This is a genomic window from Streptomyces fructofermentans, assembly GCF_014651055.1.
Classification (GTDB): domain Bacteria; phylum Actinomycetota; class Actinomycetes; order Streptomycetales; family Streptomycetaceae; genus Streptomyces; species Streptomyces fructofermentans.
In genome coordinates, this window is sequence record NZ_BMWD01000003.1 from 345,937 (window position 1) to 362,447 (window position 16,511).

At 72.3% G+C, this 16,511-nt stretch carries 18 protein-coding genes and 1 pseudogene; 5 read left to right on the top strand and 14 right to left on the bottom strand.

Features of this window, described 5'->3' with window-relative positions; translation table 11 throughout:
- Positions 1–31: 31 nt before the first annotated feature.
- Positions 32–427: a hypothetical protein gene (locus IE265_RS06470; protein WP_190034375.1), complete on the bottom strand. Its 396-nt coding sequence runs from the start codon at positions 425–427 to the stop codon at positions 32–34.
- A gap of 694 nt (positions 428–1,121) precedes the next feature.
- Here IE265_RS06470 and IE265_RS06475 point away from each other — a divergent pair.
- Entirely contained in the window at positions 1,122–1,970 is an 849-nt protein-coding gene (locus IE265_RS06475) for a nitroreductase/quinone reductase family protein (RefSeq protein WP_190034376.1), read from the top strand.
- A gap of 151 nt (positions 1,971–2,121) precedes the next feature.
- Here IE265_RS06475 and IE265_RS06480 read toward each other — a convergent pair whose 3' ends face one another.
- Together IE265_RS06480 and IE265_RS06485 are read right to left on the bottom strand one after the other, a co-directional pair.
- A complete protein-coding gene (locus IE265_RS06480) occupies positions 2,122–2,289 on the bottom strand; it encodes a hypothetical protein (protein ID WP_190034476.1) in 168 nt (55 codons plus the stop codon).
- Positions 2,290–2,374: 85 nt separating this feature from the next.
- Complete coding sequence (locus tag IE265_RS06485; RefSeq protein WP_229916072.1) at positions 2,375–2,980, bottom strand: TetR/AcrR family transcriptional regulator; 606 nt, start codon at positions 2,978–2,980, stop codon at positions 2,375–2,377.
- Positions 2,981–3,174: 194 nt separating this feature from the next.
- On the opposite strand from IE265_RS06485, the gene IE265_RS06490 reads away from it, so the two are divergent.
- Positions 3,175–4,146 carry a zinc-binding dehydrogenase gene (locus tag IE265_RS06490; RefSeq protein WP_190034378.1) on the top strand — a complete coding sequence of 324 codons (972 nt, stop codon included), beginning with the start codon at positions 3,175–3,177 and terminating at the stop codon, positions 4,144–4,146.
- A gap of 241 nt (positions 4,147–4,387) precedes the next feature.
- Here IE265_RS06490 and IE265_RS39230 read toward each other — a convergent pair.
- The 4 genes and pseudogenes from IE265_RS39230 to IE265_RS06505 form a co-directional block, all read right to left on the bottom strand.
- A pseudogene (locus tag IE265_RS39230) lies at positions 4,388–5,230 on the bottom strand (aminoglycoside phosphotransferase family protein); the annotation flags it as partial.
- The gene (locus IE265_RS06495; protein WP_308434775.1) at positions 5,211–6,215 is read right to left on the bottom strand and encodes a phosphotransferase; all 1,005 of its coding nucleotides are present in this window, start codon (positions 6,213–6,215) and stop codon (positions 5,211–5,213) included. The gene IE265_RS06495 and the pseudogene IE265_RS39230, both read right to left, overlap by 20 nt.
- Positions 6,216–6,602: 387 nt before the next feature.
- On the bottom strand, positions 6,603–7,337 hold the full coding sequence (locus tag IE265_RS06500; RefSeq protein WP_190034380.1) for an HAD family hydrolase: 735 nt from the start codon (positions 7,335–7,337) through the stop codon (positions 6,603–6,605).
- The gene (locus IE265_RS06505) at positions 7,337–8,218 is read right to left on the bottom strand and encodes a winged helix-turn-helix domain-containing protein (protein ID WP_190034381.1); all 882 of its coding nucleotides are present in this window, start codon (positions 8,216–8,218) and stop codon (positions 7,337–7,339) included. Before IE265_RS06505 ends, IE265_RS06500 begins: the two co-directional genes overlap by 1 nt.
- 233 nt (positions 8,219–8,451) lie before the next feature.
- Between IE265_RS06505 and IE265_RS06510 the strand changes: the two genes are divergently transcribed.
- A complete protein-coding gene (locus IE265_RS06510) occupies positions 8,452–8,640 on the top strand; it encodes a hypothetical protein (RefSeq protein ID WP_190034382.1) in 189 nt (62 codons plus the stop codon).
- A 154-nt stretch (positions 8,641–8,794) separates the two neighbouring features.
- On the opposite strand, the gene IE265_RS06515 is transcribed toward IE265_RS06510, so the two are convergent.
- Positions 8,795–9,706 (bottom strand): winged helix-turn-helix domain-containing protein, encoded by a 912-nt coding sequence (locus IE265_RS06515; protein WP_190034383.1) that lies wholly within the window; start codon positions 9,704–9,706, stop codon positions 8,795–8,797.
- A gap of 204 nt (positions 9,707–9,910) precedes the next feature.
- Between IE265_RS06515 and IE265_RS06520 the strand changes: the two genes are divergently transcribed.
- Complete coding sequence (locus IE265_RS06520) at positions 9,911–10,096, top strand: hypothetical protein (protein WP_190034384.1); 186 nt, start codon at positions 9,911–9,913, stop codon at positions 10,094–10,096.
- Positions 10,097–10,394: 298 nt separating this feature from the next.
- On the opposite strand, the gene IE265_RS06525 is transcribed toward IE265_RS06520, so the two are convergent.
- The 3 genes from IE265_RS06525 to IE265_RS06535 form a co-directional block, all read right to left on the bottom strand.
- Positions 10,395–11,651: a GNAT family N-acetyltransferase gene (locus IE265_RS06525; RefSeq protein ID WP_190034385.1), complete on the bottom strand. Its 1,257-nt coding sequence runs from the start codon at positions 11,649–11,651 to the stop codon at positions 10,395–10,397.
- Positions 11,652–11,770: 119 nt separating this feature from the next.
- Positions 11,771–12,859: an asparaginase gene (locus IE265_RS06530; RefSeq protein ID WP_190034386.1), complete on the bottom strand. Its 1,089-nt coding sequence runs from the start codon at positions 12,857–12,859 to the stop codon at positions 11,771–11,773.
- Between the two features lie 105 nt (positions 12,860–12,964).
- Positions 12,965–13,702, bottom strand: coding sequence for an RsiG family protein (locus IE265_RS06535; protein WP_190034387.1), 738 nt, complete (start codon positions 13,700–13,702; stop codon positions 12,965–12,967).
- Between the two features lie 159 nt (positions 13,703–13,861).
- Between IE265_RS06535 and dtd the strand changes: the two genes are divergently transcribed.
- Entirely contained in the window at positions 13,862–14,287 is a 426-nt protein-coding gene (gene dtd / locus IE265_RS06540; protein ID WP_190034388.1) for a D-aminoacyl-tRNA deacylase, read from the top strand.
- Between the two features lie 57 nt (positions 14,288–14,344).
- Here the strand turns inward: dtd and ygfZ are convergent, their stop codons facing one another.
- Genes ygfZ through IE265_RS06555 form a run of 3 tightly spaced genes read right to left on the bottom strand, consistent with a single transcriptional unit; the run spans position 14,345 to position 16,440 of the window.
- Entirely contained in the window at positions 14,345–15,319 is a 975-nt protein-coding gene (gene ygfZ / locus IE265_RS06545) for a CAF17-like 4Fe-4S cluster assembly/insertion protein YgfZ (RefSeq protein ID WP_190034389.1), read from the bottom strand.
- Between the two features lie 34 nt (positions 15,320–15,353).
- Positions 15,354–15,848, bottom strand: coding sequence for a Fur family transcriptional regulator (locus IE265_RS06550; RefSeq protein ID WP_190034390.1), 495 nt, complete (start codon positions 15,846–15,848; stop codon positions 15,354–15,356).
- A gap of 16 nt (positions 15,849–15,864) precedes the next feature.
- Positions 15,865–16,440: a heme-binding beta-barrel domain-containing protein gene (locus IE265_RS06555; RefSeq protein WP_190034391.1), complete on the bottom strand. Its 576-nt coding sequence runs from the start codon at positions 16,438–16,440 to the stop codon at positions 15,865–15,867.
- Between the last annotated feature and the right edge of the window lie 71 nt (positions 16,441–16,511).

Sequence of the window (16,511 nt, forward strand, 5' to 3'; positions counted from 1 at the left end):
ACGGCCGCCGAACCCGGGCGGGACGGGCGGTTCACCAGATGATGACCCCGCCGCCGATCGCCAGTGCCCGTCCGGCCGCGTCCTCGATGTTGTCGAGCCCGCGGCTCACGTCCTCGGCGTGCTCGGCGCGCGTCCTGAGCGGTCCGGTACCCGGTGTGGACCTCATGTGATCGGCGATCGGCGCGAGTCCGGCCCGTACGAGCGCGCACTCGGCGAGGAGGTCGGAGACCTCGTCCGGCGCCACGGTGAGGTGCTCGTCGGCCAGGCGCGGCAGGAACCGGGCGCCGAGCGAGCGGACGGGCTCCGAGCCCCACACCTCGGTCCGCCACGCCTCCGGGCCGGCGGTGTCCGAGCAGCCCGGCGGGACGTCGAGCACCTCGATGCCGCCCTCCCCCACGGGCACGTACACATCGACCGACAGGCTCATGGCAGGGAGTCGACCACGGCCGGGCACCGCCGGTCCACCGGAAGGGTCCGCCCGAACCGCCCGGGCACCGCGACCGCCCGGGCACCGCGACCGCCCGAACCGCCCACGCGCCGGAAAGGCGGAAGAAGCGGAGCAGTGCGGGCGGCCCGGCGTCCGGAGGGAGGCGGAAGAAGCGGGAGAAGAAGACGGGATGCGGCGGACGCGGGCGGCGAATACGAACTCCCGGTCGCATTCCCATTGCCCAACACCCCGTATTCGCCTAGCATTTCCCCCGTGACTGCCGGGTCGGCCTTGGGCCATCAGCGAGTAGGGTTCCCGGCCTCCGAGTGAGGCCCGGGCGGGCCAGAGGGCCGCCCCCCACCATGTCGCGCACACGCGCTCGCACCGAGTGCCGTACCGTGCCGCGACCACGCGTGTCGTCTCCGCGTACCACCGCCGCGACCTCGTGTTCCCGCACGTCCAGGCCCTGTTGTGCCCCTTCGCGTCCTCCACGCCCCGCGCCCCTCCCGGGCGCGCACGCGCACGGTCGCGCCGGAAGCGCGTTCCAGCACCCGCCCCACGGCCCTCCCGGGCCCGACCGCGGGCCCACCACCCCACTCCGCCCACCGCGGGCGTCGGCGCATTCGCCCCGCGGCAATTCCCCCTGCCCGCACGCGGAAATTCCGAGTGCCCATCATTCGACGGAAAGAAGAGAATGCCCATCGATTTCAACCAGCAGGTCATCGAGGAGTTCCGCGCCAACGCGGGCCGGGTGGGCGGCCATTTCGAAGGGGCCCGGCTGCTGCTGCTCACCACCACGGGCGCCCGCTCGGGCCGGCGCCGCACCACCCCGGTCGGCTACTACCCGGACGGCGGCGAGCGCGTGCTCGTCATCGCCTCGGCCGGGGGCGCGCCGAAGCATCCGGCCTGGTTCCACAACCTCCTCGCGCACCCCCGGGTCACCGTGGAGACGGGGGTGTTCACGTACGAGGCCCGGGCGGAGGTACTGGCGGACGCGGCCAGGGACGCGGCGTTCGCCCGTGCCGTCGAGGCCGACCCCGGCTGGGCCGAGTACCAGCGGAAGACCACCCGGGTGATCCCCGTGGTCGCGCTCCACGAGATCGCGGGCGGCCCGCCGAACGTGAACGCGTCCTCGATGGGCCAGGCGGTGAAGGCCGTCCACGACGCCTTCCGGCGCGAACTCGCCCTGATCCGCGCGGAGACCGGTGACGCGGGTGCCACCCTCGGTGCCCAGCTCCGGGTGAACTGCCTGACCCTCTGCCAGGGCCTGCACAACCACCACACCGGCGAGGACACCGCCCTCTTCCCGTTCCTCTCCGACCGGCACCCCGGACTCGCCCCGGTCCTGGACCGGCTGCGCCGGGAGCACGAGCGGATCGCCGTCCTGAGCGCCGAGTTGCGGTCCGTGGTCGGTCGCGACTCCTCGGACCCCGGGGACGTACGCGACGAGGTCGAGCGGCTGACGGCCGAGCTCGAAGCACATCTGGACTACGAGGAGAAGGAGTTGATCCCGCTGCTGGACGCGCCCGCCCCGCCCCGCTGAGGGCGCTCCCGCTCGGGACGGCGGGTGCGGCGGCCCGGGGGGCCGATGAGCGGCGGCCCGGCCCGCGCGGACGGGGACGCGCGGGCCGGAAGGAGCCCGTGGGCCGGGAGGGGGCCGCCCGTCGGCACCGGCGGGGTCGCGGGCGGCGGCCTCAGTCGAACGGCAGGGGTCTCGCGTGCACCACGTCCAGCCGCGAGACCGCCCGGGTCAGCACGACGTACAGCCGATGGGCTCCCCGGGCCCCGCCCTCGACGACCGCCGCCGGCTCGACGGCGACGACATGGTCGCACTCGAGCCCCTTGGCCCCTTGCTGGGCCACTCCGGCGCGCCCCGGAAGCCCTGCGGGGCCCCGGTCGCCCGCCTCGCCCCCTCGGGCGACGCCCCCGAGGTGTCGGGGCGCCTCCTCAGGCGTACCGGGGAAGCCCCTTGCCCAGCCGGGCGAACGCGCTCTCCGCCGCTGCGAGGGCATCCTCGCGGACCGCCTCGACGCTCTCGCCCGCCGCGATGCGCCGCCAGTTCTCCAGCGCCAGGATCCGCTGCACGGCGACGATCTGCCCGGCGGCGAGCCGCGCCTCCAGATCGCCCCCGAGCGCGGCGGCGAGCGCCTCCTCCGACCGCTCCAGATAGCCGTGCAGCCGCGCGACCAGGGACGGGGTCCCGTACAGGAGCCGGTGGAAGGCGAGCACATGCGGGTTGCCGTTGAGCCCGGTCACGGGGTCGCCGCTCACGACCCCGGCGAGGAAGTGCAGGCGCAGCGCGTCGATCGGGGACTGCCCCTCCGCCCGCGCGCCGACCACCCGCGCGGCCTCGGTCTCGTGGTCGGCGAACCGGTGCAGGACCAGGTCCTCCTTGGTCGGGAAGTAGCGGAACAGCGTCGGCTTCGAGATCTCCGCCGCCGCGGCCACCTCGGCGACGGACACCTTCTCGAAGCCCTTCTCCAGGAAGAGCGCGACGGCGACGTCGGACACGTCCTGGTACATCCGCAGCTTCTTGCGCTCACGCAGCCCCATGCCCCCCGGGGCGCCGCCCGCCCGGCCCGCGCCCGGGACGCTTCCGTCACTCTTCGCGCCCTCAGCGCCTCGCGCACCCGTTTCGGCCATGCCCCGAGCCTACGCACCTTCGCCGCCCCGCCCTCCCCTTGACCTCAACCCCGCTCGAGGTCGGAGACTGCGGGCGCCGACCCCTTCTGCCTCTGGAGTTCCCTGTGCGAGCAGCCCTGGTGACGCGCTTCGGCGACCCTTCGGTCCTGGTCACGACGGACGTCCCGGACCCCGTGCCCGGCCCGGGCGAGGTCCTGATCGACGTGGCGTACACCGACACGATCTTCGTGGAGACGCAGATACGGTCCGGCTGGGGCCGCGAGTTCTTCCCCGTGACACCGCCGTACGTCCCCGGCGGCGGCGTGTCCGGAGTGGTCGCCGCCCTCGGTCCCGAGGTCCCGGCCGAGTGGCTGGGCCGCCGGGTCACGTCCTTCGTGACGGGCGGTTACGCGGAACGCGCCGTCGCGCCCGTCCCGGCCCTGACGGTCGTACCGGACGCGCTGGACCTGCTCCCGGCGGCGGCCCTGGTCCACGACGGCGTCACGGCGACCGGGCTGATCGAACTCACGGCGGTCACGGAGACGGACCGCGTCCTGGTCCTCGGCGCGTCCGGCGGCATGGGCACGCTCCTGGTGCAGCTCGCGCACGCGCGGGGCGCCCGCGTGGTGGGGGTGGCCCGGGGCGCGCGGAAGCTCGCGCTGGTCCGCGAACTGGGCGCGGACGCGGCGGTCGACGCGGACGACCCGGACTGGCCGGCCCTCGCCCGCCACGCCCTGGGCGGTCCCGACGGCTCGGCGGACGTCGTCCTGGACGGGGTCGGCGGCGAACCGGGCGCCCGCGCCTTCCCGTTGACGGCGGACGGCGGCCGCTTCTCGGCCCACGGCGCCCCGACCGGCGCCTTCAGCACCCCGGACGCGGACCGCGCAGCCGCCCGGGGCATCACGCTCCTCGGCATCGCGGACGTCCGCTTCGCCCGAGCGGACCTCGCCCGCCTGACGGCCTCGGCCCTCACGGAGGCGGCGAAGGGCGGCCTCCGGCCGGTCGTGGGCGAGGTGTTCCCCCTGGAGGACGCGGCCCGGGCCCATGCGGCGGTGGAGGAGCGGCGACTGGTGGGGAAGGTGCTGCTGAGGGGGTGAGCCGCCGCCACCGCGCGAGGGCCCGTTCGACGGCCGGCAGCGACGGCACCGCGCCGAGGCCGAGCGGTCGCGAAGCGGTCTCCAGCGCCCCGCGGACCGCGGCCGCCGCACCGGGGAGCGCCCGGCGGCCCGGCTCGGCCGGCAGGGACTGGGCCGCGCGGATCACGTCCGGGTAGACGGACTGCGCCCGCTCGAAGTCGAGGTGGACCCGCAGGTCCTCGGCCGCCCCGGCGACGGCGTCGGGGCCGGTGCGCCGCAGCGCGCGGTGCCAGGCGCCGACGACCCGGTCCCACCGGCCCTCGGGGTATCGCGTCCGCACCAGGTGGACGGCGAGGTCGTGCAGCGGATCCCCGTACGAGGCGAGCTCCCAGTCGACGCACACCAGCGCGGGGGAGCCCGAGCGCGTGACGATCACGTTGTCCCGGTGCAGGTCCGCGTGGAGCAGCCCGAACGGGCGGCGGGTCATGGCGGGCAGGCGGTCGGCGAAGCGGACCATCGCGTCCTCGGGAACACCCAGCTCCTCGAAGAGCGCCCCGAACGCGGCCCAGTTGGGCTCCCGCACCTGGCGGTCGGCACGGACCGCGAGCGTGTGCAGGAACCCCCGGCTGTCCGTGTCGTCGGCGGGCCAGTCGGGCGGCAGTGCCGGCAGCGCCTCCCGGGGAACCCGGGCCGTTCGCGCCATCAGCGCGACCAGCTCCTCGACGAAGGGCTGGGCCACGGCCGTCCCGTCCGGGCACACCGCGGAGAGGGGCACTCCTTCGACGTAGCTGTGGACGGACGTCCCGCCGCTGCTCGCGAGACACCGGGGCGCGTGTCGCGGCAGGCACCCTGCCACGGCGTCCAGTATCTCGGCCTCGTGCTGCCAGGTGCGGATGACCACGGGCACCACGTCCGGTCGTCGGATGCGTACCGTCACGTACTCCCCGGCCCCGCAGCCCAGACGCCGGGCCGACTCCTCGTCCGGCACCAGGAAGAAGTTCTGGTTGTGATGCCCCCGGCCCCCGGCTCCCCCGCACGCCGCCAGCCGGGCCAGCCCGTCGCAGAGGTCCCGGAGACTGCCGGTGTCATCCCGGCCCCGTCGCACCGCCCGCTCCCACCGGATCCGTCCTCGTACGCCGCCACCAGCGCAGCACCGCCGCCTCGATCTCGAGAGGTCCGGGCGGATCGGCCAGGCCGAGGGGCCCCGCTGCCGCGCGGAGCACGTCCCACACCTTCCAGGTGACCGCCCGGAGCCGGCGGCGGTCCAGCCGCCGTCCGGCCGGCAGGGACTGCGTCCCGCGGATGACATCGGTGAACAGGGACTGCGCCCGCTTGTAGGCGAGCAGCTTGGGCAGGTCCTCCCGCCAGCCCTCGGAGCTGCCCTCGCGCACGGCGTCGACGGTCCCTCGCCAGCGCTCGATCAGCGACCGCTCCTGGTTCTCCGGGTAGCGCATCAGGTACAGGTGCGTGGCGAGGTCGTACAACGGATCGCCGAACATCGCCAGTTCCCAGTCGATGACCCAGAGTTTCCGCTTCTCATCGATGATGAGGTTCTCTCGATGGAGGTCGGCGTGGAGAAGGCAGAACGGCCTCTCCCGCAGACCGGCGACATGCTTCCTGAGGTACTGGAAGCAATCCGGTTCGATACGGAGGTCGGCGAAAAGCCTGCCGTAGTCGGCCGAATTTGCCTCGTAGACCTTTTCCTCGGTGAAACAGACGAGGCGTTCCAGGAACCCCGCGCTGTCCCCCTCCATCGCGCGGTCCTTGTGCTCGCATTTCCGCTCCACGTGGACCTGGCCGGAGGTGATGCCCGCCAGCGCCCGGAAGACGTCGAGGATCTGCCCGAGCACCTCGTCCGGTACGGCCCCACCGGAGGGGTGGAGTTCACCCAGCGTCGCGCCCTCGACAAAGCGCTGCAGTTCGACACCACCCAGTCGAGCGACCTCGGGAATGACGTCCATGCGCGACTGCAGTTCGCCCAGCAGCAGTTCCTCGGCCTTGAAGCAGCGCCGGTCGAAATGGAGGAGCCTGTCGCGCGGCTCCCTGATCTTCCACCGTCCCTGCAGTTCGGCCCCGGCTTCCGGCGACACCGGGAAGACGTACGTCTCATGGTGGTACCCGCAAAGGGGCCCTTCGACCGCGTCCGGATCAACGCTGAGAGCGTCGGCACGACGCCGGGTCGTAGGCGATACGCGTGACATTGCCCCGTTCTTTCTGGGACCAGCCGATAGAAGGTGGGGGCACGCTATACCCGCGGTGAGTCGTAGCGTGTCAGAACCGTTTCATCCAGTCGCACCGTCGGGACGCACGGATGCCCGTCCGCCCGAGACACTCGGTGCGTCGTCGCACAATAGCGGCGAAGCCGCGCCCCACGGTGACATAGCGGACGCACCCGCAACGAAATACGCATTTGGCAAAGGAGTTCGACCGCCCGGGCCGGCCGGTCGGGCTTCCTGCCGGCGAATTCCCGACCGGCCTCAGACCGCGCGGACGACTCCGAGAACCGGTTCGAGCGAATTCACCACGCACTCGGCCCCCGCCTCTTTCAGGTGTTTCCCCTTCTCCTCGTTACGCGCGTAGCCCAGAAAGGGAACACCGGCCCTGCGGGCGGCATCGAGGTCGGTGGGGGTGTCGCCGATCATGAGCGCCTCCTCCCGGGCCGCGCCCATGGAATTCAGGGCCCGGACGAGGCAGTGCGGATTCGGCTTGAGGTCGTGCAGGTTCTGCGTCCGGCCGTAGATGTTGGGGGCGAAGCATTCGAGGAGGCCGCGGCCCGCCAGGTAACCGGCGGCGGTGCGCGGCGAGTTGTTGGTCGCGATGGCGAGCCGCGTGCCGACCGCGCTCCAGGTCCGTATCAGGGTGTCCGCGTACGCGGTCGGCCAGGCGGAGGCGACCGCCTTGAGCTCCTGCTGGGTGAGACGTCCCTCCAGCTCGGCGACCAGGTCGCTGCGCGGATGGCGGCCGTCGACCGCGTACAGGACCGCCATCGGATCGGGGTGGACGCGCTCCTCCTCGGTCAGCAGGCCGCGCAGGCCCTGCCGCCCCAGCCAGTCCACCAGTTCCTTCGCCACGGTCTCCGCCGAATGCCCCGCGAACAGCCGGCAGATCGGCCCGTCGAAGTCGAAGAGCACGAACCGCGCCCCCGTGATCAGTCTCCGCAGCAGCTCGGTCTCTTCTGTCGCGCGTTCGTTCTGCGTCGTATCAGGAGTCACTAGGAGAGTGTCAGGTCAGTGGTGATGGTTTCCCAGAGGGCGTCGAACCACTTCTGGGACTGCTCGACGAACGCGGCGTCGCGCTGGCCCGCCCGGTGCTCGAAGGAGAACAGCAGCGACTTGGAGCCCAGCGCGTCGTACATGTCGAGCTTTCCGCCGTCCCCGGTCTCCTCGCGCCTGGTGATCATGTAGTACGCGATCAGGGCCTCGGCCCCGTTGAGCAGATAGAGCTTGACGGGCGGCGTGAACGGCAGGGCCCTGAACGTGACGCGGACGTCGATGCCGTGCGAGGAGCGCAGCGCACGGAGGTTGTGGCGCAGCACGTGACCCTGCGCGTTGCGCTGCTCCAGCCAGCGCTTGTGCACCGGGTCGTCGTCGCCCTCCTGGACCTCGACGGAGATCGGGAACGCCAGGGCGATGTCCCGCGACGGCAGGAGGATGCGCACGTCGATCGACTCGGGGCGGATACGGCCCTCGTGGATCAGGCGGACCGGTTCGGCGAGGGCCAGCATCAGGGTCTCCGCCGTGAGGCAGGCCGCGTCGATCCGGACGTGCCGCGCGGCGAAGGCCTCGGCCAGCCGCGGCGCGAGCCCCACCATCGTCGGCTGGGGCTCCTCGCGCGCGGGCGCGACCTCCGCGATCCGCGGCGGGCTGCCCTTGCTGACGTTGCTGAGCAACCCGTCGTCCTGGAGCGCCCGCAGGGCCTGGCGGACCGTGCCCCGCTCCACTCCGAACTCCTCGGCGAGTTCGGCCTGGGTGGGCAGGCGGTCGCCTGCGCGCAGTTCACCCACGCGGATGCGGTCCCGCAGGATGTCGGCGATCTCCTGGGGCGAGAGCCTTCTGCTGCCGTTCACTGCCACGTTCTCCTGGGTCACGACCAAACGCTACAACTTCGCCCCATCTATGGGGAGTTGTTTGAAAGTTGTTTATGACTAGGTACCAACTGGGGATAACTTAAGCATAGTTGGTTGCCAACTTCACGAAGATGGCGGAAGTTTTGCTTCCTCTCGCGAGCAGTTGGCAGTTGGGAAGGCTCCGCGCCTCTCCAGGCCCGCCACGCACCGCCCGCACCTCCCGCTCCTGCCGCCCCGCACGACCGAAGGAGGATCCACCCATGCCCGCCATAGCCTTCCTGTCCGCCGTCTTCGTCATCGGCTTCGAGCAGTTCGTCGAGTGGCGGTACGGGCCCAGCGGCATCGTCGGCCTGCTGCTGCTCAGCATCGGGATCAAGGCGAAGAACCCCACGTGCAGCTCGATAGGTGCCGTCGTGCTCGCCCTGATGTTCGCCGGCCCGGCCCTGTGACCCGCGGAGCCCGTGCGGTCCGTACGGCCCGCAGGGCCCGCGGGACCTGCGAGGACGCCGCCGACGATCCGGTGCAGGTCCGGGAGGCCCGTCGCACCTGCCTGACCTGCCGGAACTGTCCGACCCTTGAGACCCCCCGGACCCGTGGGAGACCTCAGCCCGTGAGCACCAGCTCCGAGCTGATGGTCTCCCACAGTGCGTTGAACCACAGGTGCGACTGCTCCACGAACGTCGTGTCCCTCAGCCCGTCCCCGTGCTCGAACGGGAAGAGCGTGGACTGCGTCCCCTCCGCGTCGTACATCTCCAGGTACTCGTGGTCGATCTCCTCGCTGCGCCGGGCCAGCGTGTAGTAGGCGAAGAGCGCCTCGGACCCGTTGAGCAGGTAGAGCTTCACCGGCGGGGTGAACGGCAGCGCCCGGAACTCGATGTGCACGTCCACGTCGTGGGTGGCTCGCAGCGCCCGCAGGTTGTGCTTGAGCACCCGGCCCTGGGCGTTGCGCTGCTCGAGCCAGCGGCGCCGCAGGCGGACGCCGTCGTCGGCGGCGTCCACGGGGGCCGGGAACGCGAGGTCGATGTCGCGGGACGGCAGCAGGATGCGGACGTCGACCCTGGCTGGTTTCATTCGCCCCTCGTGGATGAGACGCAGCGGCTCCCCCAGTGCGAGGGTCAGGGAGACCGCCGTCAGGCACAGGGCGTCGATCTCCACGTGAGGGGCCCCGAAGGCCGCCGTGACGCGGGACGCGAGCGCCACCATGGTGGGCTGCGGCGCGGCTCCGGGGCCGGTCAGGGCACGCCCCACGTCCTGGGCCACCGTCGCGGGGCTCCCCTTGGACACGTTGGACAGCAGCTGCTCCGTCTGGAGGATGCGCAACGCCTGGCGCACGGCCCCCCGCTCGACGCCGAACTCGTCGGCCAACTTGGCCTGTGTGGGCATGCGCTGTCCAGGCCGCAGCTCTCCGGACCTGATCCGGCTGCGCAGCTCGTCGGCGACCTCGCGGTGTGACCTCTGTGGCCGCTGTGACCTCTTCCGCCCATTGACGGCGACGTGTTCCGGGTCCACAACCAAACACTACAACTTCCCGCCATCTTTGGGCAGTTGTCGAGAAGGTGGTTATGAGACGTGTCCAAGCGGAGATAACTTCAATGAAGTTGGTCGCCAACTTGGGCAACATGGTCAAGCTTCCCAGGGGTTGGCTGCCAGAGACGTCACGTCCGACCAGGTGGCCGGTCCCAACGGGGGTCCGCCTCCCCGTCCCGAAGGAGGGACCGCATGCCGCTCATCGCCCTCGCCGTCGCCGCCCTCGTCATCGGCTTCGAGCAGCTTCTCCAGCTGAAGTTCGGAGCGATGGGGATCATCGCCTTCGTCGCCCTGACCGTCGGCATCAAGGCCAGGAACACCATGATCGGCGGGATCGGAGCCGTGATCCTCGTCATGCTGCTCGCCCAGTCGGGCTGAACCACACCCCCGAGTCCGACTGCCGGCGCCCCGTCGTCCGGCAGTCCGGCTGACCGGGCTCCCTTCCGGAGGGGAGCCGGGAGCCCGGTCGGTCAGCACCACGCGGACCGGATCGATCGTTCGTCCGGCCCGTGCAGCGGCACCCACAACTGAATCGCTACGGATCAGCAGTCCGCGGACCGGCCCACCCGGCAGACACACCGGTCCGCGCACACCGGACACCGACCCACCGGGACACCGGGGCCCGGGGTCGCCCACCCGAAGGGAGACGAGCAGAACGGCCCGGCGGCACCCGCCGTCAGAAGATGTCCGGGCACCAGGGACGCCGGGACGTGCGCAGCAGGGCGTCGGCGGCAGAGCCGGCGCCCGCTCGTTCCTCCCGCACCCGGCCCAGCGCCGCGAGCCGCACCGCGGACTCGTCGCCCAGCCACAGGGACCCCAACTCGCCCATGTCCATGGTGAGTGCGGCGCTCTCCGTGGTCGGGGTGCAGGTGGCCCCCTGCGGGGACGCGTCGAGCCGGTACCGCCCGCCGCACAGCCCGGCCGGGTCGACGAGTTCCAGCACGAGCGAGCCCGTACCCGTGTACGTCCGCGCCTCGAGCGCCGCCACGACGTCCAGGACCCGTACCCACAGCCAGTCCGCCTGCGTGGTGATGCGGGCCGCCCGCGGATCGGGCAGCAGGTGCGGCACCAGGTCGTCGGGCGCCCGCCAGCCCGTCCGGACCTTCGTGACCCAGTCGACGGAGCACACGTACCGCCACAGGGCGCGCTCCGCGGCCGGTGTGAGCGCGATCATGTCCTTGACCCTCGCGGTGTCGTTCGGCTGCTTGGCGTCGCCCCACTGGTCGTCGACGGTGTAGGCGAGCAGCCCCTCCACCTCGCCGCGCGCGTCGCGGTACACGGCGTAGAACGGCTCGGTCCAGGAACTGCGGTCCAGCGTCAGCACGCCGGTTCTGACCTGCCACCAGCGCTCGTCGCGGTCGATCGCGCCCGGCAGGGTCCGGCGGAGCCGCTCGTGCAGCTCCGGCCCCGTCCTGCGTACGTCGTCGCCGTCGACCAGATCGATGCGCCCGCCGTCGTCCGGTCCGGCCCAGCGCCGGTCGAGCCCCGCCCTCGGCACGTCGATCGTCCACTCGGCGGCGGCCGTCGCCGCGCCGAAGCCGTAACGCCCGTAGATGGGGTACTCCGCCGCGATGAGCGTCGCCACGGTGTCGCCGCGCTCCTTGGCGGCCGCCAGGTCCTGCGCCATCATCCGCGTGAGGATGCCGCGGCGGCGGTGCGTGGAGGTGACGGTGACGTTCGAGATGGCGTCGGCCGCCACGGCGGTGCCGCCCACGGCGGTGAGCTGCTGCGGGAACGAACGGAAGGTGCCCACGCAGCGCCCGCCGTCGAACGCCCCCAGCGTGCGGGCCGGGACGAGGTACGTGCTCCGGTCCGCCACCTCGCTCTCCTTCACGCTGGGCGGTCGCAGGAAACCGGTGTTCAGCGCGCGGATCCACTCCGGGATCTCGTCCTCGGCGATCGGTCGTACGTCAATGGCGTTGCGGGGGCTCATGGAGCCACGCTAGGCACTCCGTACGGCGGGTGTCGCCCGGATTTCGCGACCGCTGCCCGCCCCGCCCCACGACCCCGCACACCACGACCCGGCACCCGTCGCCCGCACCGGCACCCGGTTCAGAACACCGCCCGGATCTCCCCGACCTCGGTCCCCCCGCCCAGCACCGGCACCGGACCCACCGCGCCCGGCACCGTGCGCACTCCCATCAGCGCGAGCCCGCGCGCCAGCACGGGGCTCAGGGCGCGCACCGCCCCGTCCTCCACCTTGAACGCCAGCGCCCGCCCGTCCGGCAGCGCGACGGCCTGCACGGCCTCGGCGCCCATCTTGGACAGCGCTCCCGGCAGCTCCCGCATCAGCCGGGTGTCGGGGCGCCGCGTTCCGGCGACGTACTCGGGATGAGCCCGCATCGCGTCGGCCACCCGCCGCTCGGCGGACCCCTCGGGGGCGAGCACCAGGGAGCGGAACGCCCGGGCCAGCCCGGTCAGGGTGATCGCGAGCAGCGGAGCCCCGCAGCCGTCCGTACCCACCGCGGCGACCCGCTCGCCCGCGGTCTGCTCGACGACGGTCAGGATCCCGTGCTGGAGGGGATGGGACGGCTCGGTGTACGACTCCGTGGGCCATCCGCGCACCACGCACGCGGCCAGCATCGCCGCGTGCTTCCCGGAGCAGTTCATCGTGACCCGCTCGCGCACACCCCCGCCCGCGAGGTACGCCTCCGCCTCCACCGGGTCGAGCGGCAGATCGGCCGGGCAGCGCAGGTCGGCCTCGGAGAGCCCGCTCTCGGCGAGCATCTTCACCACGAGATCCCGGTGGAACGGCTCACCGGAGTGGCTGGCCGCCGCCAGCGCGAGCCGTTCCCCCGCCAGGTCCAGCCCGGCGTGCAGGATGCCCGCCGCCTGCATCGGCTTGTTGGCGGACCGCGGGAAGACGGGCGCCCCGACGTCGCCGAGCGCCAGGTCCACCGAGCCGTCGGCGCCCAGGACCACCAGGCTCCCCCGGTGCCGGCTCTCGACGAATCCGGACCGTACGACCTCGGCGAGGACGGGCGGCACCGCGTCGGCGGACTCCGCGTCGGCACCGGTCAGGGCGGCGGGGCCGGGAGAGGGGGCGGGGCCGGGCCGGGAGCCGGGGCCCGGGACGAGGCGCGGTCCGGACGGGTGCCCGGGACGGGGAAGGGGTTCGGGACCGGAGGGGGACGCGGACATCGGGGTGGCCTTCCAGAGCGGGACCCGCCCGGCCGGAGCCGCCGTGTGCACCGCGGTCCCGGGCCACTGCCGCCGCGGGCCCCGGTCACCCCCGGGGCCACCGCGTCACATGAGCAGGTCGTCTACCTGTGCTTCACCCTCACGGTACCTGCGGGCGATCTCCGCGCTGCAGTCGTCCGCCGTCCGCTGGAGCTGCTGCCGCCGCCGCGAGACTTGCCGCTCGTACCGCACGAGCCGCCCCATCGCCGCGTTCAGCTCCAGGTCCGTACGGGCCCGGAGGTCGGACAGCTCGACCTCGGCGAGCATGTCGGCGGCCAGCCGCCGGTACTCCTCCCGGTGGGGGGTGCCCACGGTCACGTGCCGTGCGGACGACCTGTGGCGGGCGGGCGCGTCCGTGAGGATCTCCGACAGCCGCGCGACCACGGACGCCGCGTCGACGGCGTGCGGCGCACGCGGTCCGGCCCCGTTCTGCACGGGTCCGGTACGCCGTCCCAGCTCGGCCCGCAGGATGTCGATCCGCCCCTGGAGCAGCCGCCGCACATAGCTCAGATCGGCCTCGTCACGCTGTGCGTCCCGGCGCAGCGCGCGCAGTTCGGGCAGTCGCAGGACGTCCAGCGCCGGCTCGCGCGGGGACTCCGCGCCGGGACGCTCCAGCCGTTCAGGCATCGGGCCCGGGACCGGGCTGTCCGTCCGCTGGGTGGGCGGGCGCACGGCGGACGCGCCGCGTACCGCCGAAGGAGTCGGCGGTACCGACGGTGACGGTGATGCAGAAGACGATGACGGCGGCTCCCTCCGAATCAGTGACACGACTCCGGGTGACTGCCCCGTACTCGGTGTGCTCATGTGCCTCTACCGTCCCCTCGACCGGCGTGTGTGAGCATCGTGCCACCCCAAGTGGCCGCTATGTGACCGAGTGCCCCCGATCGGCCCCAGATGGGGGGTTAAGGATCAATAAGAAGACCCCGTACGGACGCTGCCGGGACGCACGGCATGATGGTCCGCATGCGTGCGGTGGTGCAGAGGGTGGACGGCGCGAGCGTCGTCGTCGAGGGCGAGACGGTCGGGGAGATCGAGGGCGAGGGCCTGTGCGTCCTGGTCGGGGTGACCCACGAGGACACCGCGGAGGAGGCGGCCCGGCTGGCCCGCAAACTCTGGTCGATCCGGATGCTGAGCGGCGAGCGCTCGTGCTCGGACGCCGGCGCCCCGCTCCTGGTCATCAGCCAGTTCACCCTGTACGGGGACGCGCGCAAGGGCCGCCGCCCCACGTGGAACGCGGCGGCTCCCGGCGAGGTCGCCGAACCCCTCGTGGACGAGGTGGTGGCGCAGCTCCGCTCGCTGGGCGCGACCGTGGCGACGGGCCGGTTCGGGGCGCAGATGCGCGTCTCGTTCACGAACGACGGCCCGTTCACCGTGCTCCTGGAGATGTGACCGGTCGGTGCGACGGGTCGGCGCGACCGGTCGAGGTGGCGGCGCGGGCGGCGGCCGCTAGGGCTCGACCACGACCTCCTGCGCCGCGGCCGTCGTGTCCGCCATCAGCCGGGCGTCCAGCGGCACGTTGCGCTTCACGAGCGCCAGCGCGATCGGCCCGAGCTCGTGGTGGCGCGCGGAGGTCGTGACGAAGCCGATCCGGCGCCCGTCGGGGCCGTCGTCCGCGAGGCGCAGCTCGGCGCCGTGCGGCGGCAGATGGACCTCGCTGCCGTCCAGGTGCAGGAAGACCAGCCGGCGCGGGGGCTTGCCCAGGTTCTGCACGCGGGCGACCGTCTCCTGGCCCCGGTAGCAGCCCTTCTGGAGGTGCACGGCGGTGCCGATCCAGCCCAGCTCGTGCGGAATGGTCCGGTGGTCCGTCTCGAAGGCGATCCGCGGCCGGTGGTGCTCGACGCGCAGGGCCTCGTGGGCCAGCAGCCCGACCGCGGGCCCGTACGTCGCGGTGTCCGCGGCGAACGCCTCCAGGTCACCGCGCGGCAGGAACAGGTCGCGCCCGTACGGGGTCTCGCGCACGACGGTCCCCTCGGGGGCCTGCGCGATCGAGCCGGCCGGGAGGTGCACGACGGCGAAGTCGGCGGTGCGGTCGGCCGCCTCGACGCGGTAGAAGAACTTCATCGACTCCAGGTACGCGAGCAGTGCCTCCTGGCTGCCGGGCTCCACGTGCGCCCAGGTCGTGGTCCCGTCGTCGACGAGGTACAGCGCGTGCTCGATGTGGCCGTTCGCGGAGAGGATCAGCGCCTCCGTGGCCAGGTTTGCCGGGAGGTCGCTGACGTGCTGGGTGAGCAGCAGGTGCAGCCAGGCGAGCCGGTCCTCGCCGGTGACGGTGACGACCCCCCGGTGCGAGAGGTCCACGAAACCGGTGCCGTCGGCGAGGGAGCGCTGCTCCCGGAACAGGTCGCCGTAGTGGGCGGCGACACCTTCGTCCACACCCTCGGCGGAGACGGCACCGGGCAGCGACAGGAGGGGGCTCTTCATATCCACACAGCCTACGACCGAACGGGTGCCGTTTTTATTTCCCGTCCGGACCGGACCCGCCGTCCTGTCCGTCGGCACGGTCGGCACGGTCCGCGTCGCCACCGCGGGCCGTGCAGTCCTCGCAGCGGCCGAAGATCGCGAAGTGCTTCATGTCGGTGACGAAGCCGAAGGTCTCGCGGAGCTTGGCGGCGAAGTCGGCGGCGACCTCGATGTCCGCCTCGATGACATGCGTGCAGTCACGGCAGACCAGATGGATGTGGTGGTGCCGGTCCGCGAGGTGGTAGGTGGGCGCCCCGTGCCCGAGATGCGCGTGGGACACCAGCCCGAGCTCCTCCAGGAGCTCCAGGGTCCGGTACACCGTGGAGATGTTGACCCCCGACGCCGTCCTCCTCACTTCCACGAGGATGTCGTCGGGGGTCGCGTGCTCCAGGGTGTCCACGGCTTCGAGCACGAGCTGCCGCTGCGGCGTCAGCCGGTAGCCGCGCTGCCGCAGGTCGCTCTTCCAGTCAGTGCTTCCAGTGCTCACCACACCCGAAAGTCTAGGACTACTTGAAGAAAGCGATCCCGTCGTCCGGCATGTCGTCCGGCAGGGCCTTGGCCCAGCGCTCGACGTCCTCCGGCGAGACGACCTTCTTGAGCTGCGCCGACATGTAGGGGCGCAGCTCGACCTCGGGGGTCTGCTTCTCGCCGACCCACATGAGGTCGCTCTTCACGTAGCCGTACAGGCGCTTGCCGCCGTTGTAGGGGCCCGCGGCGGCCGTCCGGGCGACGGCGTCGGTGACCAGGTCGATCTGCGGCTTCTTGTCGGCCAGCTCGCCGTACCAGATCTCGACGACACCGTCGTCGCGGACCATCACGACCTCGACCTTGCGGTCCTTGTCGATGCGCCAGAAGCCGGACTCGGACTCCAGGGGCTTCACCTTGTTGCCCTCGGAGTCGAGGACCCAGGTGTGCGAGTGGTACTCCAGGAAGTCACGCCCGTCCTGGGTGAAGCTGACTTCCTGGCCGAAGTTGCACTTCTCGTCGCCGGGGAAGTCGTGGACGCCCGCGCCGGTCCAGTTGCCCAGCAGGAAGGCGAGGGGGACGAGGTCCTTGTGCAGGTCGGACGGGATCTCGATCATGAGGTCGGCAGTTCCTTGATGGGGGTCAGCGCTGGCCCTGGTACAGCTTCTTCACGGCCAGCCCGGTGAAG

Bases quoted from the DNA above. Each gene is read 5' to 3' on its own strand.
- ygfZ (WP_190034389.1), bottom strand. From the start codon at position 15,319: ATGAAGAGCCCCCTCCTGTCGCTGCCCGGTGCCGTCTCCGCCGAGGGT.
- IE265_RS06470 (WP_190034375.1), bottom strand. From the start codon at position 427: ATGAGCCTGTCGGTCGATGTGTACGTGCCCGTGGGGGAGGGCGGCATC.
- IE265_RS06555 (WP_190034391.1), bottom strand. From the start codon at position 16,440: ATGATCGAGATCCCGTCCGACCTGCACAAGGACCTCGTCCCCCTCGCC.
- IE265_RS06475 (WP_190034376.1), top strand. From the start codon at position 1,122: ATGCCCATCGATTTCAACCAGCAGGTCATCGAGGAGTTCCGCGCCAAC.
- IE265_RS06510 (WP_190034382.1), top strand. From the start codon at position 8,452: ATGCCCGCCATAGCCTTCCTGTCCGCCGTCTTCGTCATCGGCTTCGAG.
- IE265_RS06530 (WP_190034386.1), bottom strand. From the start codon at position 12,859: ATGTCCGCGTCCCCCTCCGGTCCCGAACCCCTTCCCCGTCCCGGGCAC.
- IE265_RS06485 (WP_229916072.1), bottom strand. From the start codon at position 2,980: ATGGGGCTGCGTGAGCGCAAGAAGCTGCGGATGTACCAGGACGTGTCC.
- IE265_RS06520 (WP_190034384.1), top strand. From the start codon at position 9,911: ATGCCGCTCATCGCCCTCGCCGTCGCCGCCCTCGTCATCGGCTTCGAG.
- IE265_RS06525 (WP_190034385.1), bottom strand. From the start codon at position 11,651: ATGAGCCCCCGCAACGCCATTGACGTACGACCGATCGCCGAGGACGAG.
- IE265_RS06535 (WP_190034387.1), bottom strand. From the start codon at position 13,702: ATGAGCACACCGAGTACGGGGCAGTCACCCGGAGTCGTGTCACTGATT.
- dtd (WP_190034388.1), top strand. From the start codon at position 13,862: ATGCGTGCGGTGGTGCAGAGGGTGGACGGCGCGAGCGTCGTCGTCGAG.